Origin of the sequence: Lacrimispora struthionigena (genome assembly GCF_048627165.1) — a bacterium.
In the GTDB taxonomy this organism is placed as follows: Bacteria; Bacillota; Clostridia; order Lachnospirales; family Lachnospiraceae; genus Lacrimispora.
On the sequence record NZ_JBMBWP010000001.1, the window covers coordinates 418760 to 443539 of the forward strand.

The 24780-nt window shown below is 43.1% G+C and carries 27 protein-coding genes; 17 read left to right on the forward strand and 10 right to left on the reverse strand.

Annotation, left to right across the window (positions count from 1 at the left end; all coding sequences use genetic code 11):
• Positions 1-13 precede the first annotated feature (13 nt).
• Positions 14-1042, forward strand: a complete 1029-nt coding sequence (locus ACOAOT_RS01940; protein ID WP_420215409.1) for an alpha/beta hydrolase — start codon at positions 14-16, stop codon at positions 1040-1042.
• An 11-nt stretch (positions 1043-1053) separates the two neighbouring features.
• Positions 1054-1533 carry a 23S rRNA (pseudouridine(1915)-N(3))-methyltransferase RlmH gene (rlmH, locus tag ACOAOT_RS01945; protein WP_420215410.1) on the forward strand — a complete coding sequence of 160 codons (480 nt, stop codon included), beginning with the start codon at positions 1054-1056 and terminating at the stop codon, positions 1531-1533.
• 84 nt (positions 1534-1617) lie between these two features.
• On the opposite strand, the gene ACOAOT_RS01950 is transcribed toward rlmH, so the two are convergent.
• The gene (locus tag ACOAOT_RS01950; protein ID WP_420215411.1) at positions 1618-2592 is read right to left on the reverse strand and encodes a serine hydrolase domain-containing protein; all 975 of its coding nucleotides are present in this window, start codon (positions 2590-2592) and stop codon (positions 1618-1620) included.
• Between the two features lie 380 nt (positions 2593-2972).
• Here ACOAOT_RS01950 and ACOAOT_RS01955 point away from each other — a divergent pair, with 380 nt between their 5' ends.
• Positions 2973-3857 carry a LysR family transcriptional regulator gene (locus ACOAOT_RS01955; protein WP_420215412.1) on the forward strand — a complete coding sequence of 295 codons (885 nt, stop codon included), beginning with the start codon at positions 2973-2975 and terminating at the stop codon, positions 3855-3857.
• Between the two features lie 126 nt (positions 3858-3983).
• Positions 3984-4184, forward strand: a complete 201-nt coding sequence (locus ACOAOT_RS01960; protein WP_420215413.1) for a hypothetical protein — start codon at positions 3984-3986, stop codon at positions 4182-4184.
• A 73-nt stretch (positions 4185-4257) separates the two neighbouring features.
• On the opposite strand, the gene ACOAOT_RS01965 is transcribed toward ACOAOT_RS01960, so the two are convergent.
• From ACOAOT_RS01965 to ACOAOT_RS02000, 8 genes are all read right to left on the reverse strand, one after another.
• Positions 4258-5556: a GntP family permease gene (locus ACOAOT_RS01965; protein ID WP_349669593.1), complete on the reverse strand. Its 1299-nt coding sequence runs from the start codon at positions 5554-5556 to the stop codon at positions 4258-4260.
• A gap of 49 nt (positions 5557-5605) precedes the next feature.
• Positions 5606-6160 (reverse strand): hypothetical protein, encoded by a 555-nt coding sequence (locus ACOAOT_RS01970; RefSeq protein WP_420215414.1) that lies wholly within the window; start codon positions 6158-6160, stop codon positions 5606-5608.
• A gap of 6 nt (positions 6161-6166) precedes the next feature.
• Complete coding sequence (gene fadK / locus ACOAOT_RS01975; RefSeq protein ID WP_420215415.1) at positions 6167-7801, reverse strand: medium-chain fatty-acid--CoA ligase; 1635 nt, start codon at positions 7799-7801, stop codon at positions 6167-6169.
• A gap of 41 nt (positions 7802-7842) precedes the next feature.
• Complete coding sequence (locus tag ACOAOT_RS01980; protein WP_420215416.1) at positions 7843-8853, reverse strand: electron transfer flavoprotein subunit alpha/FixB family protein; 1011 nt, start codon at positions 8851-8853, stop codon at positions 7843-7845.
• Positions 8854-8869: 16 nt separating this feature from the next.
• A complete protein-coding gene (locus ACOAOT_RS01985) occupies positions 8870-9658 on the reverse strand; it encodes an electron transfer flavoprotein subunit beta/FixA family protein (protein ID WP_420215417.1) in 789 nt (262 codons plus the stop codon).
• 14 nt (positions 9659-9672) lie between these two features.
• On the reverse strand, positions 9673-10815 hold the full coding sequence (locus ACOAOT_RS01990; RefSeq protein WP_420215418.1) for an acyl-CoA dehydrogenase family protein: 1143 nt from the start codon (positions 10813-10815) through the stop codon (positions 9673-9675).
• A 28-nt stretch (positions 10816-10843) separates the two neighbouring features.
• On the reverse strand, positions 10844-12067 hold the full coding sequence (locus ACOAOT_RS01995; protein WP_420215419.1) for a CaiB/BaiF CoA transferase family protein: 1224 nt from the start codon (positions 12065-12067) through the stop codon (positions 10844-10846).
• Positions 12068-12143: 76 nt separating this feature from the next.
• Complete coding sequence (locus tag ACOAOT_RS02000; protein ID WP_420215420.1) at positions 12144-13328, reverse strand: acyl-CoA dehydrogenase family protein; 1185 nt, start codon at positions 13326-13328, stop codon at positions 12144-12146.
• Positions 13329-13549: 221 nt separating this feature from the next.
• Here ACOAOT_RS02000 and ACOAOT_RS02005 point away from each other — a divergent pair, with 221 nt between their 5' ends.
• From ACOAOT_RS02005 to ACOAOT_RS02035, 7 genes are all read left to right on the forward strand, one after another.
• On the forward strand, positions 13550-14209 hold the full coding sequence (locus tag ACOAOT_RS02005) for a pentapeptide repeat-containing protein (protein ID WP_420215421.1): 660 nt from the start codon (positions 13550-13552) through the stop codon (positions 14207-14209).
• 218 nt (positions 14210-14427) lie between these two features.
• Positions 14428-14721: a CD3324 family protein gene (locus tag ACOAOT_RS02010; protein WP_420215422.1), complete on the forward strand. Its 294-nt coding sequence runs from the start codon at positions 14428-14430 to the stop codon at positions 14719-14721.
• 104 nt (positions 14722-14825) lie between these two features.
• Positions 14826-15440 (forward strand): DUF1062 domain-containing protein, encoded by a 615-nt coding sequence (locus tag ACOAOT_RS02015; RefSeq protein WP_420215423.1) that lies wholly within the window; start codon positions 14826-14828, stop codon positions 15438-15440.
• A gap of 58 nt (positions 15441-15498) precedes the next feature.
• Positions 15499-16437: a M14 family metallopeptidase gene (locus ACOAOT_RS02020; protein WP_420215424.1), complete on the forward strand. Its 939-nt coding sequence runs from the start codon at positions 15499-15501 to the stop codon at positions 16435-16437.
• Entirely contained in the window at positions 16434-17369 is a 936-nt protein-coding gene (locus tag ACOAOT_RS02025) for a M14 family metallopeptidase (protein ID WP_420215425.1), read from the forward strand. Before ACOAOT_RS02020 ends, ACOAOT_RS02025 begins: the two co-directional genes overlap by 4 nt.
• On the forward strand, positions 17362-17937 hold the full coding sequence (locus ACOAOT_RS02030; protein ID WP_420215426.1) for a DUF3877 family protein: 576 nt from the start codon (positions 17362-17364) through the stop codon (positions 17935-17937). The genes ACOAOT_RS02025 and ACOAOT_RS02030 overlap by 8 nt, the downstream gene beginning before the upstream one ends.
• Before the next feature lie 20 nt (positions 17938-17957).
• Positions 17958-18491 carry a C40 family peptidase gene (locus ACOAOT_RS02035; RefSeq protein ID WP_420215427.1) on the forward strand — a complete coding sequence of 178 codons (534 nt, stop codon included), beginning with the start codon at positions 17958-17960 and terminating at the stop codon, positions 18489-18491.
• Between the two features lie 47 nt (positions 18492-18538).
• Here the strand turns inward: ACOAOT_RS02035 and ACOAOT_RS02040 are convergent, their stop codons facing one another.
• Positions 18539-18937, reverse strand: coding sequence for a PaaI family thioesterase (locus ACOAOT_RS02040; RefSeq protein WP_420215428.1), 399 nt, complete (start codon positions 18935-18937; stop codon positions 18539-18541).
• A 249-nt stretch (positions 18938-19186) separates the two neighbouring features.
• Between ACOAOT_RS02040 and ACOAOT_RS02045 the strand changes: the two genes are divergently transcribed.
• The 6 genes from ACOAOT_RS02045 (at position 19187) to spoIIIAD (ending at position 24777) form a co-directional block, all read left to right on the forward strand.
• Positions 19187-20479 (forward strand): hypothetical protein, encoded by a 1293-nt coding sequence (locus tag ACOAOT_RS02045; RefSeq protein WP_420215429.1) that lies wholly within the window; start codon positions 19187-19189, stop codon positions 20477-20479.
• 16 nt (positions 20480-20495) lie between these two features.
• Positions 20496-22526, forward strand: a complete 2031-nt coding sequence (locus ACOAOT_RS02050) for a methyl-accepting chemotaxis protein (RefSeq protein WP_420215430.1) — start codon at positions 20496-20498, stop codon at positions 22524-22526.
• 120 nt (positions 22527-22646) lie between these two features.
• Entirely contained in the window at positions 22647-23654 is a 1008-nt protein-coding gene (spoIIIAA, locus tag ACOAOT_RS02055; protein ID WP_420215431.1) for a stage III sporulation protein AA, read from the forward strand.
• Complete coding sequence (locus ACOAOT_RS02060) at positions 23647-24177, forward strand: stage III sporulation protein AB (protein ID WP_420215432.1); 531 nt, start codon at positions 23647-23649, stop codon at positions 24175-24177. Before spoIIIAA ends, ACOAOT_RS02060 begins: the two co-directional genes overlap by 8 nt.
• A 10-nt stretch (positions 24178-24187) precedes the next feature.
• On the forward strand, positions 24188-24382 hold the full coding sequence (spoIIIAC, locus tag ACOAOT_RS02065) for a stage III sporulation protein AC (RefSeq protein WP_013273849.1): 195 nt from the start codon (positions 24188-24190) through the stop codon (positions 24380-24382).
• Between the two features lie 8 nt (positions 24383-24390).
• Positions 24391-24777, forward strand: coding sequence for a stage III sporulation protein AD (gene spoIIIAD, locus ACOAOT_RS02070; RefSeq protein WP_420215433.1), 387 nt, complete (start codon positions 24391-24393; stop codon positions 24775-24777).
• Positions 24778-24780 lie beyond the last annotated feature (3 nt).

Below are 24780 nucleotides of genomic sequence, written 5' to 3' on the forward strand. Positions count from 1 at the left end.
AGGAGGTAGACATATGAGAAGAAAAAAAGTGAGTGTGATGGGAAATCTGGTGAGAGATATGATGCAGAATGTGATGGAAACTTCGTTTAAACAGCCATTCCAGAGTGGTGAACTGAGAAAGAATCCAGTGGAACCGGCCTGGGTATGTCCGGCTGGATATGAATATGAAATTATAGAAAAATGTGATTTAAAGATGGAATATTTAAGACCTGTTGGAGTGGTAACAGGTCGCGTGATTCTTCAGCTTCACGGTGGCGGTTATATCGGCCCCATGAAGAATATTTACCGGAGATTTGCAGTCCGGTATTCCAAGATCAGTTATGGAGGAGATGTTCTGACTCCGGATTACCGGGTAGCTCCGGAAGATCCCTATCCGGCTGCGTTACAGGATGCCGTTTCGGCTTACCAGTGGCTTTTACAGGAGAAGGGGTATGCCCCTGAAAATATTGTAATAGCAGGAGATTCAGCTGGCGGAGGTTTAGGCCTTGCATTGGGCCTATATTTAAAGGACAATCACCTGCCTCTTCCGGGAGGCTTTCTCACCATGTCTGCCTGGACGGATTTAACAAATAGCGGGGAAAGCTATCAGGCTAATTATGAGCTGGATCCCCTTTTTGGCAATTCCACCCATAATATGCTTTATGATTCTACGTATATCGGAGAGTCAGATCCCATGGAACCGTATATCTCGCCGCTGTTCGGAGACTTTAGCGGATTCCCTCCCGTACTGATGCAGGTTGGAAATTACGAGGTATTGTTAAGCGACACCCTGATGGTTGGGCAGAAGTTAAAAAAAGCTGGGGTGAAATGCCGGATATCCGTTTTTGAAGGAATGTTTCATGTATTCCAGATGGGGCTGGATCTAATTCCTGAGAGCCGGGAAGCCTGGGAGGAAGCGGAAGAATTCTTACGGGTGGTTTATCATATCAGTGTAAAACCGGAAGGAAAAGTTGTCCGTAAAGTGAAGACAGGGCAAAAACGGTCTGCACGAGATATTACTGAATTTTTAATTGCCATGATGAAGAAAGAATTGAATGGATAGAGGAGATACGAATGAAGATCACATTGGTGACTGTGGGGAAGATAAAAGAAAAGTTTTATACTGACGCCATAGCCGAATACAGCAAGAGACTGAGCCGCTACTGCAAGCTTGAAATGATTCAGGTGGTAGATGAAAAGACACCCGACCATGCCAGCGAGACGGTGGAGCGGCAGATTAAGGAGAAGGAAGGCGAGAGAATTCTTCTTTCCATAAAGGAAGGCGCCTATGTGATCGCCCTGGCCATTGACGGAGATACCCCGGATTCGGTGAAGCTGTCAGAAAAAATAGCGGCTCTTGGAGTGGGCGGGGTAAGCCAGATTGTATTTATTATCGGCGGTTCCCTTGGGCTTGCGGACGCTGTATTAAAGCGGGCTGATTACAAGCTGAGCTTTTCTAATATGACGTTTCCCCATCAGTTGATGCGGGTGATTTTGCTGGAACAGATTTATCGGAGTTATCGGATTATCAATGGGGAACCGTATCACAAATAGGCACAAAATTTTTCTTTAATGTTAAAGCCTGATTTAAAAGAAGATCAGGCTCAAACATTAATTTTACTTTAGAAAATCATGATATTATCTAACATTGTCTAATGTTATTCTCTTTATAAACTCCTGCGCAAGTAATTTGTTTTCTTGATGTGGTTTATCTGTATTAGATGTAATTACAAAAATTACCTGCAAGTCAGGTATTACATAAAGAGCTTGACCGCCAAATCCACCTGCATGAAAAGCTTTATGATTTTCAATATCATTTACCCGCCATAAATAGCCGTAGGAATTGCTTTCAGGAAAATTACCATGTACATGCTCACTTGTTGATTCTTGTATATATTCTGAGGAAATAAGTTGTTGATTTTCCCACAAACCATTATTTAAATATAAATATCCTAATTTTGCAATATCTCTTGTTTTCAGTGACAAAAATCCATCTTTATAGAAATTAGTATTCCAGAGATAATCCTTAATACCTAATTTGGAAAACAAGTTGTTATCAACATAAGAAACAAAGTCCATTCCTGAAAGCTTTTCTATAACATAAATTAAAATATGAGGGTCAGGCTTATATTTAAAGACTTTTCCAGGTTCATCCTCTATTTTTAACGAAAATGGAAGTCTTATATCATTAAATTGTTCATTCTCTGGAAATTGATAATTAGGACCTGGCCATTTTATTCCTGATGTTTTTGTTAAAAGATGTTTTATTGTTATTTTATAAAAGTTTTTATCAATGTTTTCGGGAACATCTTTTGAGAAAATATCAACCACTTTTGTATCAAGATTTTTTATAAGCTTATTTTGAATTGCGGTACCAATTACAGCAGATAAAAAACTTTTAGACATACATGCCGTTTCGTAGAGAGTATCTTGTGAATAACTATTTAGATATTTTTCGTAGATAATTGAACCGTTTTTTACAATGAGAACACTTTTTAAATGAGAAAAGTCTTTTTCAATCATATTATTTAAAGTATGTATAATTTCTACATTAATATTATGTTCAGAACTTTCTTTCTTCCAACATTTTGTTGGATAATATAATGGTCTCATTTTATTTCTCCTTTTATAATAAATTATAAATGTATTTAAACTGAGGTTACAAGTGAGTAACAAACAATCACATAGTTATAAGTCATTATAACATTTATTTAAAATTATCGCATATAATTACATAAAATAATTGCCTCTTATTTTGTAAAGTTATAGATTATAAATATAATAATCTGCGAATAGTGCAACATGAAAGTTGAGCTAATTATTATGTTAATTTTTCAATAAGTTTTTTTCTCTAGTGTTATAAATTATATCGCCTAAATAAGTGTAAAAATACTGAATATAATTCACACAAACAGTTGTCAAATCTTGTCGTTTTTTGTATAATATAGATAGATAAAGCCGTTGGATTTTAAATAAAATATAGGGGGATCAGTATGAATTTGCCGCAGTTATATTATTTCATAAAATTAGCAGAATTACAGCATTATACGAAAGCCGCAAAAGAACTTTACATCGCTCAGCCCTCGTTAAGTGACTCCATCGCTTCACTGGAAAGTGAGCTTGGAATATCCTTGTTTCAGAAAAAAGGACGTAATGTAACACTGACAAAATACGGAGAAGAATTTTATATCCATGTATCCCAGGCGCTAAACGAACTGGAACGGGGGATTGCCACAATGAAGATGCATTCCGGTCAGCTGGGAGGTACCATTGATGTAGGCTGTATCCCCACTTTATTAGGTGATTTTCTTCCAACAGCAATACAAAATTACATGAAAAAGAATCCTCAGGCGAAATTTAATATATTCCAGGGGATGTCTATTGAGGTCGCTCATGGGGTAGCAGCCGGTAAATATGACCTGGGTTTTTGCTCCATGGTGGAAGAGGAACCTGATCTTTTATTTGTTCCCATTATGGCACAGGAGCTGGTTTTGATCGTTAACGACGCCCATCCCCTTGCAGGAAGAAAAGAATTATGTTTAAGCGAATTAAAGAACTATAATCTTACTACATATCGTGATTGCATACCTATCGGAAAGGTAGTCAGAAATCTTTTGCAGCAGCATGAGGTGGAGGCAACGTTTTCTTATGATGACGAAATTTCCATCGGAGGTGTGATATCAGAGTCAAATCTGGCAGCTATCGTTGCCCGCACTCCCTTTTTAAAACAATTTGATAACCTGGTACTGATTCCTCTGTCAGATGTACCAAAGGATACCCGCCTGATTTATATGACATTCAGCAGAAAGAATTTCGTTTCCTCCTCTGTGGAAGCATTTGCAGATTTCATTGTAGCGCATGAGATGAATCTGCCGTAACCGGGCAGACAGGATGGAGCAGAATATGAGATTAATATATGGAACTGGAAATCCAGCTAAATTATCAGCAATGCCATCTGTCTTGTTGTGGATGATCAGCATATTTATCAGGCGATGGAAGAGAGTATGGCCAGTGAACCATTTTTTATGAAATCAAAACCTCATAACATGAGACGGAAGGGCTTTCCGCTGGATAGCCTGTCTGTTGATATAAAAACTGGTAAGTACTATTATGATCTGGATAAAAACGAACTTGATACAGTTGCAGTAGAAGATGGATTTCTTCAGTTTTTTCAGACGTTTTTAAACACTTATAAAAAGGATTAAACATAAAACAGCGGTATGCTGCCAAAAGCGCATACCGCTGTTTCTATATCATAGACGATTGATCCAAAACAGATTATACAATACCTGCAGTCGCCATAAGTGCAATTACCAGTCCGGCAATAAAAGCAGGGATCATGGTTCCTAAAATAATATGTTTATAGCTTTCCTTTAAGCTGCATCCGCATATGGACATGGTGAGGATTGCAACGGAGGAGTTGGGCAGTTTATTTAAAATCAAGGCAGATTCTGTTACAATGCGGTGAAGAGCAGCAACATTGACTCCCATATCAACAAATGCTTTACCAAAGCTCTCCATGAAGATGGTTTCACCTGAAATTGCGGAACCGGTCAGTCCGGTCAGCACCGTTGTGCCGAAAAATGCTTTCAGATATGCGGGCATATTCATGGCAAGCACTGCCTGCTGCAGCTGCTGGAATGCAGGAGAAGCGCCTAAAACCTTGGAAAGACCCATAACTGCAGCAACCGTAAGCATGGAGTTTAAGCCGGAGCTGCTTCCAGTCTTAATGGAGGTTTTCATGTTCTTAATCCGTTTTAACTGGGTGCAGATAATTAACAGGATACCAATTACCAGAGAGAACATAATGCTTGGGGAAGTCCCCCAGCTGGAGGTTGCAACTACACAGCCTAAAACAAGGACAAAAGGAAGAACGGACATGAAAATTCCGGGAAGCTCCTCTTCGGAAACGGCGGTCTGCTGTGTCTTATACATGGCAAGAAGCTGTTCCGGTGTGTTGTTTTTCAGACTCTGCTTTTGGGCATAATTAAAATACAGGAAATAAGAAACAGCAAGGATCGCAGTAAATACAAAGGAAAGAAGAGGCGCTGATCCAAGGGAGGTATTTAAATATTTACTTGGCAGTACATTGCAGATATCTAAGGAATAGGCAAAACCGTTGGCAGAAGCGCCGCCGCCAAGAAGAAGGAAGGGAAGCACCCGCCGGTCCATTTTATTTTCATATAAAAGGTTATCGGCAATGGGGTAAAGGACAAATACCATAATATAACCGTTGATACCAAGCAGAGTGATGAAAAATGTACAGATCAGGATGACCAGACCTACCATTTTCGTTCCCAGCTTCTTTGTCAGTGTCTGGGCGATTTTTGTTGCCAGACCTGTTTCTAAAACAAGCTGGCCAAAGACTCCGCCTAGCCCCAGGATCAGAAACCAGGAGGCTACAAAGCCGCCGGCACCGCCGGAAAATGTGGTCAGAAACCCTTCCTTAAGATCCAGTCCGCTTGTGACCAGAATAATGGCTGCCGTGATCACCGTCGCTGTTATCATATCGATGCCCTTGATAATCATTACAACTAAAAGTGCAATGGCAATAATAAGACCAATTGTAGCTAACATAATGTTCCCTCCAATATTTATATAGTCTGTCAGTCAGGAAAACTCTTCATTAAGCTTTCTCATTTGCACCGGACTGCCACTGTGCCGTCATTTTATCAAGCGGAATCGCAGTCAGCCCTGTTTCCCTGGAAAAAGAATAGATTACAAATCCACGTTTACAGCGGAAGACGCATTCCAGGCATGGGTCTTCATCACAATAGGCAAAGGCATCGGTGTCTGCCAGGGAAAAAACAAGAGGAGGACGCTTTGTCTTAGGTAAATATTTTAAATACCCCCCGGTAAAGGTTTTTAAATACATCCACTCCGGCATATATTCCGGCTTTAATGCTTCCCAGAACACTTCCACGGCGTTGTCATTGTAGCCGCCGGTGATTCGATAGTTTAAGTGAATTTTATCGTTTACCAGGTCTGGTGATTCCGGTATTAAATGGACTGCTTTGGAACCACAGCATATAATTTCCACTTCACCAGGGGGAGGTACAGCAATGGCGGGAAACAGTCCGCCGCATGTTTCACATCGGTAAAAGGTTACTTCCGGACACTGGTTAGCCGGAGGTTTTCTTGTGTCACGGCATCTTCTTGGTCCGAATGTTTGTTGAATCATAACCTGTCACCCCTTCATCCGTTTTAACAGCTCTTCCCGCAGCAGATATTTTTTTACTTTTCCGCTTCCTGTGTGGGGAATTCGTTTAATTATTTCCAGACGTTCCGGCCAGAAGCGTTTGGATATGCGGTGTTCTTTTAAATAATCGATTACATCTGTCAGAGAGAGATTTTCAAACCCTTTTGCAACAACCACAAAGGCACAGATCCGTTCCCCCAGACGTTCGTCTGGCATACCAATGACGGTATGGTCCAGAATTCCGGGACAGCCTTCTAAATTATCATTGATTTCATTGGAATTTAAATTTTCACCGCCACGGACGATCATATCTTTCTTTCTTCCAATAATCCGTATGTTTCCGTCTTCATCCATAACGCAGAGATCTCCGCTGTGAAACCAGCCGTCATCGTCGAGGACTTCATCGGTAATTCCGCGGTTTTTTAAATATCCCACAAATACATTGGGACCTCTTGACAATTCTTCTCCTGCAGTACCAAAAGGAACATCTGCACCGTTTTCATCCACTACACGGATTTCAACTCCCTCCAGTGGCTTTCCTGAAGTAGTTCCATTCAGCCTTAATGCGTCACAGGGTCTGACAAAAACATGGGGAACACTCTCCGTAGAACCATATACCTCACAAAGAAGTATCCCATAATCCCAGGCTTTTTGTACCATATAGCCCGGAACAGGTGCGCCGCCGCATAAATAGAATTTAAGAGAGGGGATTGCACCTCCGTTGGTCTCCAAATCCCTTAAAATATCATAGATAAAAGGAGTGGCGCCCATGGAATAAGTACAGGCCTCCAGGTTCATTAAATCAATGGCTTCCCGGCAGCAGTATTTTTGCTGTAAAACCACCTTCCCACCTGAGAGCATGGGAGCAATAATCCCATGGTGAAAACCGGTTGCATGATTGAGAGGGGCAGGCATAAACATGATGTCGTCCATTGAGATCCCCAGCTCCCGGTTAAAGGTTTCCTCACTGTAACGGATGTTATCATGAGTTAAAATCACACCCTTTGATCCGCAGGTAGTTCCGGAGGTTCCAAGAATGGCGGCAATATCCTGCCCAGTCTGCCGGGCACAATCCTCCAGCCTTAATGGTTCGTAATCTTTTAGAATATTCTTCCAGGAATAACAACTGCTTTTCATCTCCCTGGTCTGATCCAGCAAAACCACTGCACGAAGGCTGTTAATGTGAGGAAGTGCTGATTGAATCATTTCCTCATAATCGGTCTTGTGAAAGCAAGTGGGAGCAAAGTAAGCTTTTGCCTGGGTTAGATTTAAGCAGCGGACCAGTTCTTTTTCCTCGTATGACATGGCAATGGGGTGGGCTGCAGCACCCGCCTTAAAGCAGGCAATGGTGATCACTGCGAATTCGCTCCAGATGGGAATCTGATAGGAAACCACATCGCCGGGGCCGATTCCCTGGGAACGGAGAAAGGCCGCCACTTTAGAAGCGGCCTCATCCATCTGCCTGTATGTATATCGGCATCCTCTGTCATCAACTACATATTCCCGGTCCGGATATTTTCTCACTGACTCATGAAAGCAGTCAGCGAGTGTACGGTCCGACCAGTATCCATTCTGCAAATACTGAAGCTTTAAATCAGGATTTATTTTTATTTCTTCAAGCATAACCCTTCTCCTTGGAAATGAAGAGCAGAGGTATGATATGGTTAACCCTGCTGCCTCGCCTTCAGCTCTTTGACAAGAGCAGGAACCACTTCAAATAAATCGCCAACGATGCAATAGTCCGCAACCTCGAAAATAGGAGCGGTTTCATCCTTGTTAATGGCAATGATGGTTCCTGACTCACTCATTCCGGCTACATGCTGCACTGCGCCTGAAATACCACAGGCAAAATATATTTTAGGGGAAACGGTAGCGCCTGTCTGTCCGACCTGCTTGCTCTGAGGCATCCAGCCCGCATCAACAGCAGCGCGGGAACACCCCACGGTACCGCAAAGTGCATCAGCCAATTCCTTTAATACAGAAAAGTTCTCGGCAGATTTCATACCCCGGCCGCCGGAAACGATAATTTCAGCCTCATCAAGCCGAATGTCATTGTCTTCACAGGCTTTTATAAAGTCAATTACCTTAGTCCGGATCTCCTGGGCCGGAGTGGAGATTTCTTCCCGGATCACAACCGGTTTATTATCCGGATTCTTTTCCGGTTTTTTAAATGCTCCCGGTCTGCAGGTACCCATCTGAGGTCTGGTTTCACTGCAAAGAATCTGAGCATATAAATTGCCTCCGAAAGCAGGGCGCTCCCAGACAACATTGCCGGTTTCCTCATCAACGCTGAGGGCGGTACAGTCTGCAGTCAGACCGGTACGCAGGCTTACAGCGATTTTGGATCCAAGGTCTCTGCCGTTTACAGTTGCACCAACTAAGATCGTGTTGGGCTGATACTTTTCACATAGTTTTAAAAATACATTTCCATAGGCATCGGCAGAGTAATCTTCGTATTCCGCTCCCTCAACCACATAAATTTTATCTGCACCATATTCTCCGGCGGCTTTTACAGCCTCTTTGGTATCTTTTCCGATTACTACTGCACAAAGATCCTGTTTTAATCCTTCTGCCAGTTTTCTGCCCTGGCCTAAAAGTTCCAGTCCCACGCTTTTTGGCTGGTCTTTAAAACATTCAACAAATACCCATACATCCTTCCATGCTTCAAAACTCATTTTCTTCGGCCTCCTTTTACAGTATTTTCCCGTCGGCCAGCTTGCCGATCAGTGCGTTAGCAATTTCACCGGGAGTAGTTCCCTCTATGGTCACGCCGCAGGCGGTCCGTTTTGGTGTGAAAGTAGCTTTTACCTTGGTGGGAGAGCCTTTGAGTCCCATTTTTGACACATCCGCATCTGGTAAGTCAGCCAGGGTGATTTCCGGTATCTCTGCTTTTAAAGAGGCGATTTTTCTCTTTATGGTAGCATATCTGGGTTTGTTGCTTTCCTTTGTAGCAGTACAAAGAATGGGGAAGCGGGCCTCGATTACTTCGATTCCTTCCTCCACCTGCCGTCTGGCAATTACCTTATCCCCGTCTGCCTCTAAATCCAGAATATAAGTAAGTCTTGCAGCGCCAAGGTGTTCTGCAATACTGGGGGCAGTCTGACCTGTATCCCCGTCTATCGCCTGTTTTCCGCCCAGAATCACATCGAAGTTACCAAGCTTTTTAATGGCCTGTGACAGGATATAGCTGGTGGCATAGGTATCGGAACCGCCAAATGCACGGTCAGTCACCAGATAAGCTTCATCAGCTCCCATGGAAAGAGCTTCTCTTAATACAGCCTTTGCCTGAGGAGGTCCCATGGAGATCACAGTCACTTTTCCGCCGTAGCGGTCCTTTAAAGTAAGCCCTGTTTCTAAGGCATTTTTGTCAAATGGATTCATGATACTTGGTACACCTGTACGGATCAGGGTGTTTTTTACCGGATCGATTTTAATCTCTGTTGTATCCGGAACCTGTTTGATGCAAACAACGATATTCATCCTGTTATCTCCTCCTATCTGTATTCCTTATCCAGCACATTCGCAATGGTCATACGCTGGATCTGGTTGGCGCCTTCAAAAATCTGGAACACTTTGCAGTCTCTCATCAGCTTTTCTACGGGATATTCTTTGCTGTATCCGTATCCGCCGAAGATCTGTACTGCATTGGAGGTAACCTCCTGTGCACAGTCGGAGACAAAGGTTTTGCAGATGGAACCTTCCTTCTGAACCATGATTCCCTGGTCCATCATGCGCATGGTGTTATTAACCAGACACCGGGATGCTTCAACCTTGATTGCCATATCCGCAAGCAGAGCCTGAACCATCTGGAACTTAATGATGGGGGTCCCGAACTGTTTACGTTCTTTTGCATATTTTACGGATTCATCAAGGGCTCTCTGCATAATTCCCACTGCCAGGGTTGCCACGAATGCACGGGATAAGTTCAGTGCATTTAAAGCCAGCTTAAAGCCGGAGCCTTCCGGTCCAACCATAGCAGAAGCTTTTACCCGCACATTTTCAAAGATTAAGTCAGTGGTATTGGAAAGACGAAGTCCCATCTTATTTTCATGGGCACCAACGGTAACGCCAGGTGCATCCGCATCAATAATAAAGGCGGAAATTCCCTTGTGTCCGGCAGCCGGGCTGGTTTTGAAAAATCCTACAAATACATCGGAGAGAGCTCCGTTTGTAATAAAGGTTTTTGTTCCGTTTAAGATGTATTCATCCCCATCTAAGACTGCGGTGGAACGCATGGCGGCCGGATCAGAGCCTGCATTGGGCTCGGTTAAGGCAAATCCTGCAAATGATCCTGGTCTGATTTTGTCAGCAAAATACTGTCCCTGCTCCTTGGTTCCTGCAAGAATTACATTTCTTAAGGCAACAAAGGTGGTTACAAAGGTGATTGCATAGCCTGCATCTACTTTTGCCAGCTCTTCAAATATCATGGCAGTGGTTTCATAGCTTAAGCCGGTTCCGCCGTATTCCTCTGGAATTTCCAGCATGTGAAGTCCCATATCAAAACCCCATTTAAAGAGTTCTCTTGGACATTCACCCTTCTCATCTGCTTCTTTTACGTAAGGCTTGATTTCGTTTTCAGCCATTTCTCGTACGAGAGCAAGAAGTTCTTTTTGTTCTTCGGTGTATAGTAAACTCATGTCATCTCACCTTTCCATTCTATCGTGGTTATTTTTTCAGCTTTGTTTCCCCGGTGGCTGCGCCGGAGCTAAGAATCTCCCCTATTTCATTCTGGCTGTATCCCAGATGATCAAGGATCTCAACCGTATGAGCACCCTGAGAGCCGCCGATCCGATACTCCGGTTCTCCGACAGAACCAAAGTTTACCGGGTTAGTGGGAAGATAGCGTTCACCGGAGGGATATGGGATCTTTGCAATAATGTGATTGGCCCAGACCTGTTCATCCTCGTACATATCAAGAGGTTCATAGGCAGCTTCGCAGGCTAAGTCGTTGGCCTTAAACATGCTCATTAAATCTTTTCTTGTGAGTTTGCCAATGGCGGCATCAAGAACATCAATGACCTCATGGTTTAAATGACCTGCATTTACGTCAGCACATCTCATGTAACGGGAGTTTCCGACCATATCCGGCCTATCTAACAGTGTCATAATCTTCTCATAGTCACGGTCATATTCCGGACAGCAGATTACCACCCATTTCTGGTCGCTGGTGCGGTATACGTTATTAAATGGATTGGGAACTTCTTTTCTGCTTTTTGGATACTGATTGCCGTACTGGGCAGAAATTACTCCTGTGCTCAGTGCGTAAACTGCGGCATGGTGGAGGGAGACCGTGATCTTATCGCCTTTTCCTGATTTTTCCCGTGCATAAAGTGCAGCACAGATCCCGGAAGCAAGGCTTAAGGAAACCTGAAAGTCGCCAAAGCCATTGGTTGGGATCATGGGAGCATCCCCTTTGTTTACGGTAGTTCCGAACACGCCGCCCCTGGCCATGTAGCAGGTAACATCAAATCCCGCAGAATCTTTTTCCGGACCGTTCTCCCCATAACCTAAGACCTGAGCAAAAACCAGCTTCGGGAAACGTTTGCTTAATGTTTCATAGTCAAGCCCCAGTTTTGTCAAAGATTTTGTTCTGGTATTGGTGACAAAGACATCTGCTTCTCCAATGAGTTTGTATGCGATTTCCAGACCCTTCTCGGACTTTAAATCCAGGGTGATAAAGCGTTTGTTCATGTTGGCAACATCAAATGCCAGGTTTTCATCATCTTCGTAGGGCATATTAAATACTGCGCCCTGTGTTCTTGCAGGATCACCCTTGGCGGACTCGATTTTAATGCAGTCGGCGCCCCATTCTCCCAGAACGCGGACTGTGGTAGGGGCTGCAAGATATGTGGTTAAATCTACTACTTTTACTCCCTCTAAAGGTTTCATACGGATCCTCCTCCTTTACAAAAACCTGGGGTCATCAGGCCCATACGGAACCGGATGACCCCAAGGTGAATTCCTGTTAGATGATGTATTCCATTTTTGCGCCATGTTTAATGGTATTTCTGGAAATGGTGATGCGCTGAACGGTAGGAGCGCCTTCTTCCAGCCACATTGCGCGGCAGTCACGGTAGAGACGTTCTACTGGACCGTATTTGCAGTCTTCAAAGTATCCTACTCCGCCGAAGATCTCTAACATCTCATCACTGACTTTTCTTGTGGTATCAATGCTGTACAGCTTGCACATTGCTGCTTTCTCTTCAATGTACTCGCCGGTAGGATTCTCTTCATAGGATTTAGCAAAATCGTAAACCATGCAGCGCAGTGCATGAACCATCATGGACATATCAGCTATTTTGCAACGGATTGCCTGACGGGTTCCGATTGGTTTTCCAAATGTTACACGGTCATTTGCATACTGTAAGGAAAGTTCCAGCATTCTCTGAGCCATACCTAAGTTACTTGCTGCGATATGGGCACGGGATACAGATAAGGAATGCATGGCAATTTCAAGACCCTGACCTTCTTTTCCTAATAAATACTTCTTGTCAATCTTGCAGTCTGTAAATTTCAGTTCTCCGTGTCCAGCTCCGCGGCAGCCCATCATATGAGGCATGTTGATTACTTCAAATCCCGGAGCATCCATTGGAACAAAGAATGCGGAAAGTCTGTCATCTTTCTTTGAATCAGGATTGGTAACTGCAATTACATAAGCGAATTCGCAGCAGTCGGTATGGGAGATTAATGTTTTTTCACCGTTTAATACGTAGGAATCGCCGTCTTTTACTGCCAGGGTATGTAAATCAGCTCCGGTACCGCCGGCTGCTTCTGTCAGAGCAAAGCAGGTGAATACAGATTTATCCTGGAACTTGTTCATGTATTCATCTTTCAGTTCCTTGCTGCCGTAATCATCAAGGATTCTCCAGTTTAAATCCATTGCATAGTGAAGATGCATTCTCATTCCGCCTGGTCCTCTGGAGAATTCTTCCTGTACCTGTAAGATCTCAAGCTCGGACAGACCGTAGCCGCCGTATTCTACTGGCAGAGCGCAGCGGTATAAATCATTTTTAATTGAAAGATCGTAGAACTCTTTTGGAAATTTATTGGTAACCTCGACTTCCTTCTGGATCTCTTCTAACGGTCCTTCCGCCAGCTCTCGGATTTGCATTAAATAGGACTTGAATTCTTCTTTGGATAATTTACTCATAGTTCCTTCCTCCTGGTTATAAATAATTATTTTTTTAACAATCTTGCTGTTTTTATTATAAGCGTTGTATCTGTAAAAATCCAATCGGCTCTGTTCGGCCTTTTTTCAAGCATTGATAGCCAGTGCCTATGCATGAATTTTGAATTTTGTTTTTTATGATTGTCCAGACGAAAGCTGTGTGGCATAATAAAAGCAATAAGAATATAAAGGAGTATGGAAAGATGAAAGACAAGCTGCTTGCGCCGATTCTTTCAGGGGAAGAGGAACTGATTCTCATTGAAGAAGAGGAATTAGTTAGAAAAATAGAGAGGGAAGAAGAAATTCGGGATGCCATAATCCGAAACGTCCGTATGAGTGGGAAGGATATTTCCCGTATGCAGTTTTCCGCTTCCGTTTTTGAAAACTGCCTGTTTCAGGACTGTTCTTTTGAAAAAGGGGAATTTACAGATGTTGTTTTCCGTTCCTGTAATTTATCCAACTGCGGTCTGGAAGACTGCTATTTTAACCGGACAGAATTTATTTCTTCCAAAGGAGTGGGCGCCAGGTTTTGCGGCAGTACCATACTACATACCAGAATAACAGACTGTAATTTCCGCTATGCCAATTTTGACAGTTCCAAGATGGAACACATTAACCTTACCGGCTCCCAGTTAGAGGGAGTATTTCTTACCCAGTGCCGAATGAAGGACTTGTTGTGGAATCAGGTCAACTTAGATAATGCCAGCTTTTTTAAGACGATGTTGAAAGGGATGAATTTTACTACCTGTTCCATTCAAGGTCTTGTTCTCTCCGATGAGTGCAGGGAACTAAAAGGGGCAGTGGTGGATTTATATCAGGCGGCAGAACTGGCGAAATACTTAGGGGTGGTTGTAAAGAGCTAAGGAGTGATCATTTTTAATTCTATATTAATTATAAGGTATTATTTCCCATGATTTTGTGGTAAAATATTAACGATACAGCGGGTGAATGAGTGTTGAAAAGGAGGCGGGTTATTTATGATGGAACCCTCAAAGACTGCATAGCACGGGTTATGCAGTGAAATAATAAGTAATTGTATAGCCTTTGCTAATCCGGACAGAAAATTGTTTAGGAGGCAGCGATGCGCTATCAGAGAGCCAATGAAATTCTGCCAGAAGAGCTGGTGGAGCTGATTCAGAATTATATTGACGGGGAGTATGTCTATATCCCCAGAAAACAGGAAAACAAAAGGACCTGGGGAGAAGGAACCGGAGCGAGAGAAGAGCGGAAACGCAGGGATCGCTCCATCTATATAGATTATGTATCCGGATTTTGTGTAAAGGTTCTGGCAGAACGCTATTATCTGTCAGAGAAGAGCATTCAAAGGATCGTACTCCAGGAGAAGAAAGTAGATACAGGCAGTGTGTCATTATAACGATGATACACTGCCTTTTTTTTATTTCATAATCGAGAGTGAGGTGGGAAGGCGGCTTCGTTCATAGTAGAGTTATCCGTAAAGACGACAATATGGAGGAAGATATGAATCGTAATTTACGGAAACTATGGCTGATTGTTCCCGATCAGCTGTCCACTGTCATAAGAAGGTGTCCAAAATGCAAAGGAAAAACAGAATTTCAAAACAGCGGGAAATTCAGGGTAAATGCCAATGGAAAACTGCTTGACATATGGTTAATCTATCGCTGCAGTCATTGTGACACTTCCTGGAATATGACCATTATTGAGCGGGCAAACCCAGAGAATATAGATAAAGAAGAATATAAAGGCTTTTTAAGCAACAGCCCACAGCTGGCTGCCAGTTATGGAAGTAACAGAGAACTGTTTATAAAAAACAAAGCGGAAATCGTGGAAGCAAAATCTGGGTATCATATCCTGAAGACCCCCACTACCACACCAGGAAACAAAGAATATTCTCTGGAAATACAGATAAAAAATCCGTCGGCATTGAAACTCAGGGCAGATGTTCTGCTTGCAGGTGAGCTTAAAGTTTCCAGAAGTCAGATTAAAAAATGGTTTGATGACGGGCTGGTGACATCAGAAGAGGAAGTTCTTATGCCGGGGGCAAGAGTTATGGATGGAATGTTAATTCAGATAAAAAAGGAAGAGTCCAACAGGCAGGAATTACTTGACGTTTGAATCATGCTGATTTATTCTTATAATGTAATAAAGTATAAGAACAAGGGTGATGAGAAATATGATAAGAACAGTTGCATCCGTAGGTTTGCCTGTAGGAGAAAGCTGGAATATATATAAAAACCGATTGGTACCAGAGACGGTAACCGGTAAAGAAAAGCGGATCAGTATTGTCACCGGCGTTCATGGGGACGAGCTGGAAGGCCAGTTTGTATGTTATGAAATTAACCGTATTATCAGAGAAAATAAGGATCATTTAAAAGGAATTGTTGATATATATCCGGCACTTAACCCACTTGGAATCGATTCCATTACCAGAGGCCTGCCCGGGTATGACATTGATATGAACCGGATTTTTCCAGGTGATGAGGAGGGAGCTGTATCAGAACATATTGCTTCTGAGATCATGGCAGACATCTCCGGTTCTGATTTCTGTGTGGATTTACATGCCAGTAATATCTTTTTAAGAGAGATTCCCCAGATCCGTATGAGCGAAGCCTATGCAGACAAGCTGATCGGCTACGCAAAGCTGATGAATGTGGATCTGGTCTGGGTTTATGAGAATGCCGTAGTGCTGGATTCCACCCTGTCCCACGGATTAAACAGCATTGGAGTTCCTACCTTTGTAGTTGAGATGGGAGTGGGAATGCGGATTACTAAAACTTATGGAAAGCAGCTGACAGAAGGCATCCTCTGCCTGATGAAGGAACTGGGAATCTGGACCGGAGAAACCGTAGTTCCCAAAGAACCCATGATTTCCTATAATCGGAAGCTTGGACTTTTGCATTCAGAAAGCCCGGGAATATTTATGCCCCTGGTGGAGCATCTTGGTATCGTGAGAGAAAACCAGCCCATAGGGCAGATCTTAAATCCTTTAACGGGAACAATTCTGGAGGAAGTGGTTTCTCCCATTGATGGTCTGGTATTTACCCTCAGGGAATATCCGGTGGTATCGGCAGGATCTTTGCTGGCGCGGGTGTTAGGAGGGGAGCAGGCATGAGAAAAGAAACCATTTTCACACTGAAGAATCTTTACAGAGATGATATGAATCTGTATGGCTATCATTTTGGCAAAGGGGAAAAGTCGGCCTGTATTGTAGGCGCATGCAGAGGCAACGAGGTACAGCAGCTTTATATCTGTTCCCAGTTAATCCGACAGCTGAAAGAGTTAGAAGAGCGGGGAGCCATCATTAAAGGCAATGAGATTATGGTGATTCCCACAGTGAATACAGCCTCATTGAATGTTGGCAAACGGTTCTGGCCTACCGATGATTCGGACATTAACCGCATGTATCCGGGAGATGGAAGCGGAGAAACGACGAAACGGATTGCAGCAGGCATCTTCGATGCAGTGAAAGAATACAGCTATGGAATTCAGTTTACCAGTTTTTATATACCTGGTAATTTCGTACCACATGTGCGTATGATGGATACCGGATTTCAAAACCCCAGTCTTGCAAATCTCTTTGGGCTTCCCTATGTGGTGGTCCGGGATGCCAAGCCATTTGATAAGGCAACACTGAATTATAACTGGCAGTTAAAGAATACCAGCGCATTCTCCATTTATACCAGCGGAACGGATCAGATTGACGAACCCTCTGCCCGTATGGCAGTGGCTTCTGTGCTGCGGTTTTTAACCCGTATGGGAATGGTGCGTTACACCAGTCACAGCGGCTATATTGCAACCGTTCTTCACGAAAGCGATTTATCCAGTGTCAGGACAGACTGTGCCGGCATTTACCGTCCCCACGTAAAGCCAGGCGAGGAAGTAAGCAGGGGGGAGATTCTGGCAGATATCCTGGATCCCTATGAAGGTGAGATTATAAGCCAGATTCTTGCGCCTACGGAAGGAATCGTATTTTTTTCCCATTCCCAGCCATTCGTTACTGAGGGGGGTATTATTTTTAAAATCATAAGGCGGCTTCATGAATAATGTGCCGGTAAGAATGGAAAGGAGAGCGGACATGCAGGTTGCTGCTCTGGAGCGTATGCTCATTAATTCAATCATGGAAGTACAGATGAAACTGGGATATGAAAAGGAAGTAATCCGGTTTTATTATCCTGAAAAAGCATTGCTTAATATCCTGAAATCAGGGGATTCAGATGATGAAATAAAAACAGCACTGAAAGAATTTAAAGCTTATGTAAAAGACCGGCTGGGAGAAATAAAAATTACGAAAAGTCAGGACCGGTTCTGCTTTCTCATTCCCCCAAAAGGGGCACAATATGTATGGGAACAGGAAGAGAAGAGTGGGTTTTTAGAAGAATTTATTAAGATTATTGAAAAGCCTGGTGTACAGCTTAAAGATATTAAAAACGTATTCTCCAGATATTCAGACGGCAGATATATCTGCGAAAGCTGCGACGGGGAAGAATGCGATTATATTTTGTATTTCGAAGACCCTGCCAGGGATTCATACCGTTATTTTATTAAATTCCATGATAATCATGGGACATACCACAGATTTCTGTCAGAAGACGTGAAAGATATGGGATTCTAAAATTCACAGGAGGAGAAACCATGCATAAGAAAACATTAATTGCAGTCTTGTTTACAGGGATTCTAATCGCAGGATCAGTCAGCTTTCCGGCAAAGGCTGACACTGTTTCAGCAAATGAACCCATACCGCTGATAGAACCCCTTATCATAAATACTGTAAATGGACCGGGGGCCAGAATAAACGGACCCTCTTCACCAAACCAGTCAGCAGCAGGAGATCAGGTGGTGTCCTTTGCAAGACAATTTTTAGGTAACCCTTACCGGTATGGAGGGACAAGCCTGACTGAGGGTGCAGACTGTTCCGGTTTTGTACAGAGTGTATATAAAAATTTCGGAATCAATCTGCCAAGAACCTCCCAGGATCAGGCAGCTGCAGGAGTGGATGCAGGCGGTATTGAAAATGCCAGACCGGGAGATCTTATCTCATACATAGGCCATATCGGGATTTATGCAGGCAATGGCCAGCTGATTCACGCCAGCGGTCCCGAGGATGGAATTAAGATATCCAATGTGGATTTTCAGCCGATTCAGTCGGTGAGAAGAATTTTAAACTAGTAGAGAGAAAACGTATTGAGGATAAAACCTCATACGTTTTTTTTTGCCTAAAGTGCTGAAAGCAGATACATGGTAAAGGAACCGGCAGCCAGAAGCATTCCATCGGAAGATGTGACTTCCACTCTGTTTACCACCGACCGTCTTCCTTTATGAATGGCGTTTGCCTCCACAAAGATCTGACCGGAGCTGATTCCTTTTAAAAAATCAATATTTCCATGCTGTGTAACATTGGCGTACTCGTAAGCATAGGCAGCCATACCAGATGTAATATCACAAAGGGTGAAAATAAAGCCTCCATGAAGATTTCCATATAGATTTAAGGCACCTTCTGTAATTTCTAAAGTAATTTTCGAGTGACCGGGCCATACCTCTAAAAGTTCGGCTTTCTCCACACCGCTTAAAGGGAGGATGTGACGCCGGATTCCTTCCATAATTTCTTCACGCATTTGGTCTTCCTCCTCTTCTTTATAAAAAGAATTTTCGTACTTTCTGCAATATATCATACTTTTTTACTACCGTACAAGCGGTAAATAAATATATGGTCAAAAACTATTAATCCACTGTTATACATAGGAGGGATCGATTGGATGTTATTTCGTACATGTCTTATAATATGACTATATTGTTAAAAATACGACATAGTTCGACTTTCATGGGGAGAGGGGTACTGGGTCGTCATAAAGGAGGATGGTATTATGAGCACCGGAGTTGCAGGTAACAGAAATCAAACCAGTGCAGTAGACTGGAAGACGGTAGTTGTATTTGTTTCCATAGCATTTAGTTCCCAGTGCGGGGGCGGATTTGCCGCCGGTTCAACACCCTGGTCCTATTTTTTTATGAATACGGGATTTTACGGGATGCTGCCTAAAGTAACACAGCCTTATTTCTGCCTGTTCATGCCCCTTGTGGTAGCGGCAATCAACTGTTTTATTATCTATTTTTTTATGAAGTTTGCGATGGATTTTAAAACCTTTGACTATGGTCAGTTTTTAAAGAAATACGGTTCCCGTTTTCTGGGAGGCAGGTTTGCAAAACCAATGCAGCTTGTATACGAGTTTAACTTTAACTGGCTTTTAATCGTATGCATGGCTCTTGCCTACTCCTCTTCCGGATCAGCGTTAGCAGAGCTTTCGGGAATGCCTTACCTGATTACTACCTTTGCAGTCGGAATTATTATGTTTTTACTTTGCATGAAAGGAGCCGGTCTTGTAAGAAAAAATGCCGTTTTCATGAGTGCAGTGATCTTTGTCACTTTACTGGCAATTCACGTTCCCAATCTTATTTACAATATCAGCAGCGGCAGGCTGACAAGAGAACTGGGAGTAATGGGAGAATCCTTTAATCAGGGAATTGCATCGGGGGCAGGAAGCTTTTTAAGTTACCTTCTGACAGCGTTATGCTGGGCCTACATATTTTCCGGTCAGAATCTTGGCGGATTCGGAGCTTATGTAAATCACGCGCAGCTGTTTAAAAATAAAAGTACTTTGCGCTGGTCTGTGGTTCTGTCTGTTATTTTAAACTGGATTTTCCTTGAAATCACCGTGGTCAATTTAGCTGCTAATTATTCTGAGGTATTAGAAGGCTGGAAAGCGGGAAAAGCGGTGTACACCATTTTGGTGGTGCAAAACGGATTTGGAGGAGAGCAGGTGAAAGCGGTTTTACTGACTCTCATTACCATTTCCATCTTTTTTGCCACCATTTCCACAGCAATTAACTATGCTCAGGGATTTAATGACCGCGTGATCAACTGGTATCAGAAAAAAACAGGAGAGAATGCCCAGACAGCAGAAGCAAAAAGAAACAAAAGAGGAGCTTTGCTCACTTTGTTTTATATTATTATTACCTGGGGTGTCTCACAGGTGGGGCTTACCAGCCTTGTTTCCAAAGGACTTACGCTGGTATCCTATATTAATTTATTTACACTCATCATTCCCACCGTCATGAATGTAATAGTTGGCTGGCGGGATGGCGATTACTCGAAAGAATAAAATGAGAAGGGGCAATATGATGGAAAAAGAAAACAGGAAAGCATGGAAACAAAAGAACTCAGTAGGCAGAAAGATTACAGAAAAAATGGAAAATAAGTCCATAAAAAAGAGGCTTCTTTATGGAATCATTGGTATGGCAGTTACCATATCAGCCATCTACGGATTGATTAACGGTATGATGTTTTACCGGGATGCCAAGAAGAACATTGAACTTCGTCTGACGGAATGTGCCACTGCCTACAGCCAGTCAGTGGAGAATTCCATAGATCTTTACAGAGCAAGAATTGAATTTATTGCACAGAATCCGGAAATTACGGATTCATCCTTAAGTAAGGATCAGAGGACCCAGTTACTGGCTGAAATTGCAAAAGATAACGGATTTGCAACGCTTTCCATTGCGGGTGCAGACGGAAAAACCAGCGATGGTGGGGACGCCAGCGAACGGGAGTATTTTAAACAGTCTATTGCGGGAAATACATACATATCCTCTACCATTGTAAGCAAAGTAACGGGTAAAACTGTATTAATAGTATCTGCAAAGGTAAAAAGTGATAATTATAATGGAATTGTCATTGCAACACTGGATTCAGATACCTTCAGCACAATGATTGATGGTGTGGAGGTTGGTGAGTCCGGCTACGGATTTATTATTGATAAAGAAGGAAAGATTATCGCCCACAAAAACAGAGACCGGGTAAAAGATCAGACTAACTATATTGAAATAGCCAAAACAGATAAAAACTATCAGGGTACATCCGATGAAATGAAGGACATGATAGCGGGGAAGACAGGAATACAGACGGTTAATTTCAAAGGGGTGAATATGACCACTGGTTATACTCCCATAAAGGGGACAGACGGCTGGTCAATCGGTGTAGTTACAAAGGAATCGGAGATGATGTCAAGTTTTCGGTCCTCCATTATTAATACCATGATTATCACCATGATTATGATCCTTCTGTCATTTGTAGTTGCATTCCGGATTGCAAAACCCATTGTTGAACCTATTTTAAATCTGGTTAACCGGATCCGGCTTCTGGAAGAAGGAGATCTTCATTCTCCAGTGCCCCAGATCAATTCAGGCAATGAGCTGGAAACCCTTTCCAAATCATTTACAGGTACAGTTGCCACGTTAAACAGTTATATTAATGAAATATCAGTCATTCTGTCCAGCCTGGAAAGAGGAGACTGTACCGTCAGTGTAAACCAGGATTACAAAGGGGATTTCGTTCAGATCAAGGATTCCTTAAGAGGAATTATTTTAAATCTCAATTCAGTTTTAGGAAACATCCGTGTATCCTCTGATCAGGTAGCAGAAGGTTCAAGGCAGATATCCAGTGCTTCCCAGTCTCTTGCTACGGGAGCTACCGAGCAGGCTGCCACTGTGGAAGAGTTAAATGCTGCCATCTCCAATGTATCCAGCCAGGCAGAGGAAAATGCGAAACGGGTAGAGAATGCCACCAGATTTGTAAAGGAAGCTGTAACAGGAGTCAGGGAAGGCAATGAATGTATGGATCAGCTGGACCGTTCCATGAAAGAAATCGGTGCAGCTTCCGAAAAGATTAAAAACATTACAAAGGTAATTGAGGATATTGCATTTCAGACCAATATTCTGGCTTTAAACGCTGCCGTGGAATCGGCCCGTGCTGGAGAAGCTGGAAAGGGATTTGCAGTGGTGGCAGATGAAGTACGTAATTTAGCAGCCAAATCTGCAGAAGCAGCCAAGCAGACAGCAGATTTAATCGGTTATTCCGTAGCTACTATTTCAGAAGGAGGAAAACTGGCTGACCAGTCTGCGGGAATTTTAAAAACAGTGGAAGAAAAAGCTGGTCTGGTTGATGACATTATTCATGAGATTGCCCTGGCTTCCGAAGCCCAGGTTCAGGCAATGGAAGAGATTAACCAGGGACTGTCCCAGGTATCCACTGTGGTACAAAATAATGCTGCTACGGCCGAGGAAAGCTCTGCTTCCAGTGAGGAGCTGGATTCCCTGGCTCAGGCACTGAAACAGGAAGTGGAGACTTTTAAACTGAGAGACAGCATGTAAAAATAACAGAGTCCACAGGAAGTCCGTTTTTTACGTCAGTATGATGACGCAAAGAACGGACTTTTTTTAAGTCATAATTTGTCCCACTTTTCATATATTGAGGTAAGAGGAGGGATGAGAGTGGAGAGAAAAGACGAGCTGATCAATCTGTTTTCTAAAAACGTAAGAGAAATCTTAAACAAGGTAGCCTTAAATTTCGACGAAGTCCAGGAAATAAGGCTCCGTGTGGCTGCCCCTCTTATGCTGGTGTACAGAAACGAAGAGTATTATTTAACCGGATCAGGGGATATCAGCAAAAAACTGGAAGAAGCCTATCACATTACAAAAAACGAATTGAAGGAAACCATGGAGTATATGAGCAACTACTCCCTGTATGCATTTGAAGAAGAATTAAAGCAGGGCTTCCTTACTGTACAAGGGGGGCATAGAATCGGGATTGCAGGCAAGACAATCCTCGATGAGTCCGGGATAAAAACCATGAAATACATATCTTTTATTAATATCCGCCTTTCCCATCAGGTAAAGGGCTGTGCTTCTCCCATACTGCCTTTTGTCTATAAAAATCAAAGAGAGGTCTGCCATACCCTGATTATTTCTCCGCCCAGATGCGGAAAGACCACACTTCTTCGGGATTTGATCCGGCAGATATCAGATGGATCCAGAGAGTTTGAAGGCATGAACGTGGGAGTAGTAGATGAACGGTCTGAGATCGGAGCCTGTTACCAGGGAGCGCCACAAAATGATCTGGGAATCCGCACTGATATTTTAGACTGCTGTCCAAAAGCAAAGGGGATGATGATGTTAATCCGCACCATGTCTCCCAGAGTGATTGCAGTGGATGAGGTGGGAAGCAGGGAAGACTTAGATGCCATCGAATACGTAATGAACTGCGGATGCAAACTCATCGCAACGGTACACGGCAGCTCCATAGAAGATTTAAGACAGAAGCCGGTGCTGAGAAGTCTTTTGGAGGAACGGATTTTTGAACGGTATATCGTCTTAAACAATTTAGGCAGAATCGGAAACATTGATCAGATCTTTGATTCCAGAGGAACCCAGTTGTATCAGGCAAATATATTTGGGACAGGGGTCCGGCCGGACAGGCAGGAGAGCAGGGCTTATGGGTAATACATGTTTGAGGCTGGCAGGGGCAGCCCTTGTAATCGTATCCTGCTCCGGTCTTGGTTTTTATATGGCATCCCAGTGGAATGAGCATTTAAAAACAGTGGAACATTTAAGGAAAATGATATTTCTCTTAAAAGGGGAAATCGTCTATGCCAATTCTCCCCTGGCAGAAGCCTTTGAGCGGACAGGCAGGAAAGCAGGAGGGCAGATGGGAGATTTGTTTTTAAAGGTGTCCGAACGATTGATGGGGCAAAGAGGGGAAAGCTTTTACGGTATCTGGCAGGAAGAAATTGACGGTCTTCCAAAAGAGGTGTGTCTTTCCAGTGAGGATAAGCAGAATTTAAAGGGCCTTGGGGAACATCTGGGATATTTGGACACCGGAATGCAGGAGAGGACAATCCTTCTTTATCTGGAACAGCTGGATCTGTCAATTGATTATCTAAGAAATCATAAACAGGAAAAAAGCCGGCTTTATACAAGCCTTGGCATCATGGGAGGTTTATTCCTGACCATTGTAATGTATTAAGGAGGATAGCATGGGAGTCAATTTGATATTTAAAATTGCAGCAGTGGGAATTCTGGTTTCCGTCATCTGCCAGGTATTAAAACACAGCGGACGGGAAGAACAGGCATTTTTAACAAGCCTGGCAGGGCTCATTCTTGTGCTGTTCTGGCTGGTACCTTACATTTATCAGCTGTTTGAATCCATTAAAAATCTGTTTGCATTGTAGGTGAGAATATGACGGTTGTTTCCATAGCTGTTGTGGGGATTGTGGCAGTGCTTCTGGCAGTTTCCCTAAAAGGAATGAAGGGGGAATACGGAACTCTTCTGGTCCTTGCAGCAGGGTTTTTTATCTTTTTTTATGGGGTAGGAAAGCTTAGCACAATTCTTGATACCATGAAAGAAATCCAGTCCTACATAAAAATTAACAGCGTCTATCTTTCCACCCTGGTAAAGATGATAGGAATTACCTATATTGCAGAGTTTGCATCGGGAATCTGTAAAGATGCAGGCTACGGTGCAGTGGGAACGCAGATAGAGATATTTGGAAAGCTTTCCGTGCTGGCGGTCAGTATGCCAATTCTTCTGGCACTGATTGAAACACTTCAGGTATTTTTATCATGACAG

Coding starts and splice junctions, on each gene's coding strand:
- ACOAOT_RS01940 (WP_420215409.1), top strand. CDS start 14: ATGAGAAGAAAAAAAGTGAGTGTGATGGGAAATCTGGTGAGAGATATG.
- rlmH (WP_420215410.1), top strand. CDS start 1,054: ATGAAGATCACATTGGTGACTGTGGGGAAGATAAAAGAAAAGTTTTAT.
- ACOAOT_RS01950 (WP_420215411.1), bottom strand. CDS start 2,592: ATGAGACCATTATATTATCCAACAAAATGTTGGAAGAAAGAAAGTTCT.
- ACOAOT_RS01955 (WP_420215412.1), top strand. CDS start 2,973: ATGAATTTGCCGCAGTTATATTATTTCATAAAATTAGCAGAATTACAG.
- ACOAOT_RS01960 (WP_420215413.1), top strand. CDS start 3,984: ATGGCCAGTGAACCATTTTTTATGAAATCAAAACCTCATAACATGAGA.
- ACOAOT_RS01965 (WP_349669593.1), bottom strand. CDS start 5,556: ATGTTAGCTACAATTGGTCTTATTATTGCCATTGCACTTTTAGTTGTA.
- ACOAOT_RS01970 (WP_420215414.1), bottom strand. CDS start 6,160: ATGATTCAACAAACATTCGGACCAAGAAGATGCCGTGACACAAGAAAA.
- fadK (WP_420215415.1), bottom strand. CDS start 7,801: ATGCTTGAAGAAATAAAAATAAATCCTGATTTAAAGCTTCAGTATTTG.
- ACOAOT_RS01980 (WP_420215416.1), bottom strand. CDS start 8,853: ATGAGTTTTGAAGCATGGAAGGATGTATGGGTATTTGTTGAATGTTTT.
- ACOAOT_RS01985 (WP_420215417.1), bottom strand. CDS start 9,658: ATGAATATCGTTGTTTGCATCAAACAGGTTCCGGATACAACAGAGATT.
- ACOAOT_RS01990 (WP_420215418.1), bottom strand. CDS start 10,815: ATGAGTTTACTATACACCGAAGAACAAAAAGAACTTCTTGCTCTCGTA.
- ACOAOT_RS01995 (WP_420215419.1), bottom strand. CDS start 12,067: ATGAAACCTTTAGAGGGAGTAAAAGTAGTAGATTTAACCACATATCTT.
- ACOAOT_RS02000 (WP_420215420.1), bottom strand. CDS start 13,328: ATGAGTAAATTATCCAAAGAAGAATTCAAGTCCTATTTAATGCAAATC.
- ACOAOT_RS02005 (WP_420215421.1), top strand. CDS start 13,550: ATGAAAGACAAGCTGCTTGCGCCGATTCTTTCAGGGGAAGAGGAACTG.
- ACOAOT_RS02010 (WP_420215422.1), top strand. CDS start 14,428: ATGCGCTATCAGAGAGCCAATGAAATTCTGCCAGAAGAGCTGGTGGAG.
- ACOAOT_RS02015 (WP_420215423.1), top strand. CDS start 14,826: ATGAATCGTAATTTACGGAAACTATGGCTGATTGTTCCCGATCAGCTG.
- ACOAOT_RS02020 (WP_420215424.1), top strand. CDS start 15,499: ATGATAAGAACAGTTGCATCCGTAGGTTTGCCTGTAGGAGAAAGCTGG.
- ACOAOT_RS02025 (WP_420215425.1), top strand. CDS start 16,434: ATGAGAAAAGAAACCATTTTCACACTGAAGAATCTTTACAGAGATGAT.
- ACOAOT_RS02030 (WP_420215426.1), top strand. CDS start 17,362: ATGAATAATGTGCCGGTAAGAATGGAAAGGAGAGCGGACATGCAGGTT.
- ACOAOT_RS02035 (WP_420215427.1), top strand. CDS start 17,958: ATGCATAAGAAAACATTAATTGCAGTCTTGTTTACAGGGATTCTAATC.
- ACOAOT_RS02040 (WP_420215428.1), bottom strand. CDS start 18,937: ATGCGTGAAGAAATTATGGAAGGAATCCGGCGTCACATCCTCCCTTTA.
- ACOAOT_RS02045 (WP_420215429.1), top strand. CDS start 19,187: ATGAGCACCGGAGTTGCAGGTAACAGAAATCAAACCAGTGCAGTAGAC.
- ACOAOT_RS02050 (WP_420215430.1), top strand. CDS start 20,496: ATGATGGAAAAAGAAAACAGGAAAGCATGGAAACAAAAGAACTCAGTA.
- ACOAOT_RS02060 (WP_420215432.1), top strand. CDS start 23,647: ATGGGTAATACATGTTTGAGGCTGGCAGGGGCAGCCCTTGTAATCGTA.
- spoIIIAC (WP_013273849.1), top strand. CDS start 24,188: ATGGGAGTCAATTTGATATTTAAAATTGCAGCAGTGGGAATTCTGGTT.
- spoIIIAD (WP_420215433.1), top strand. CDS start 24,391: ATGACGGTTGTTTCCATAGCTGTTGTGGGGATTGTGGCAGTGCTTCTG.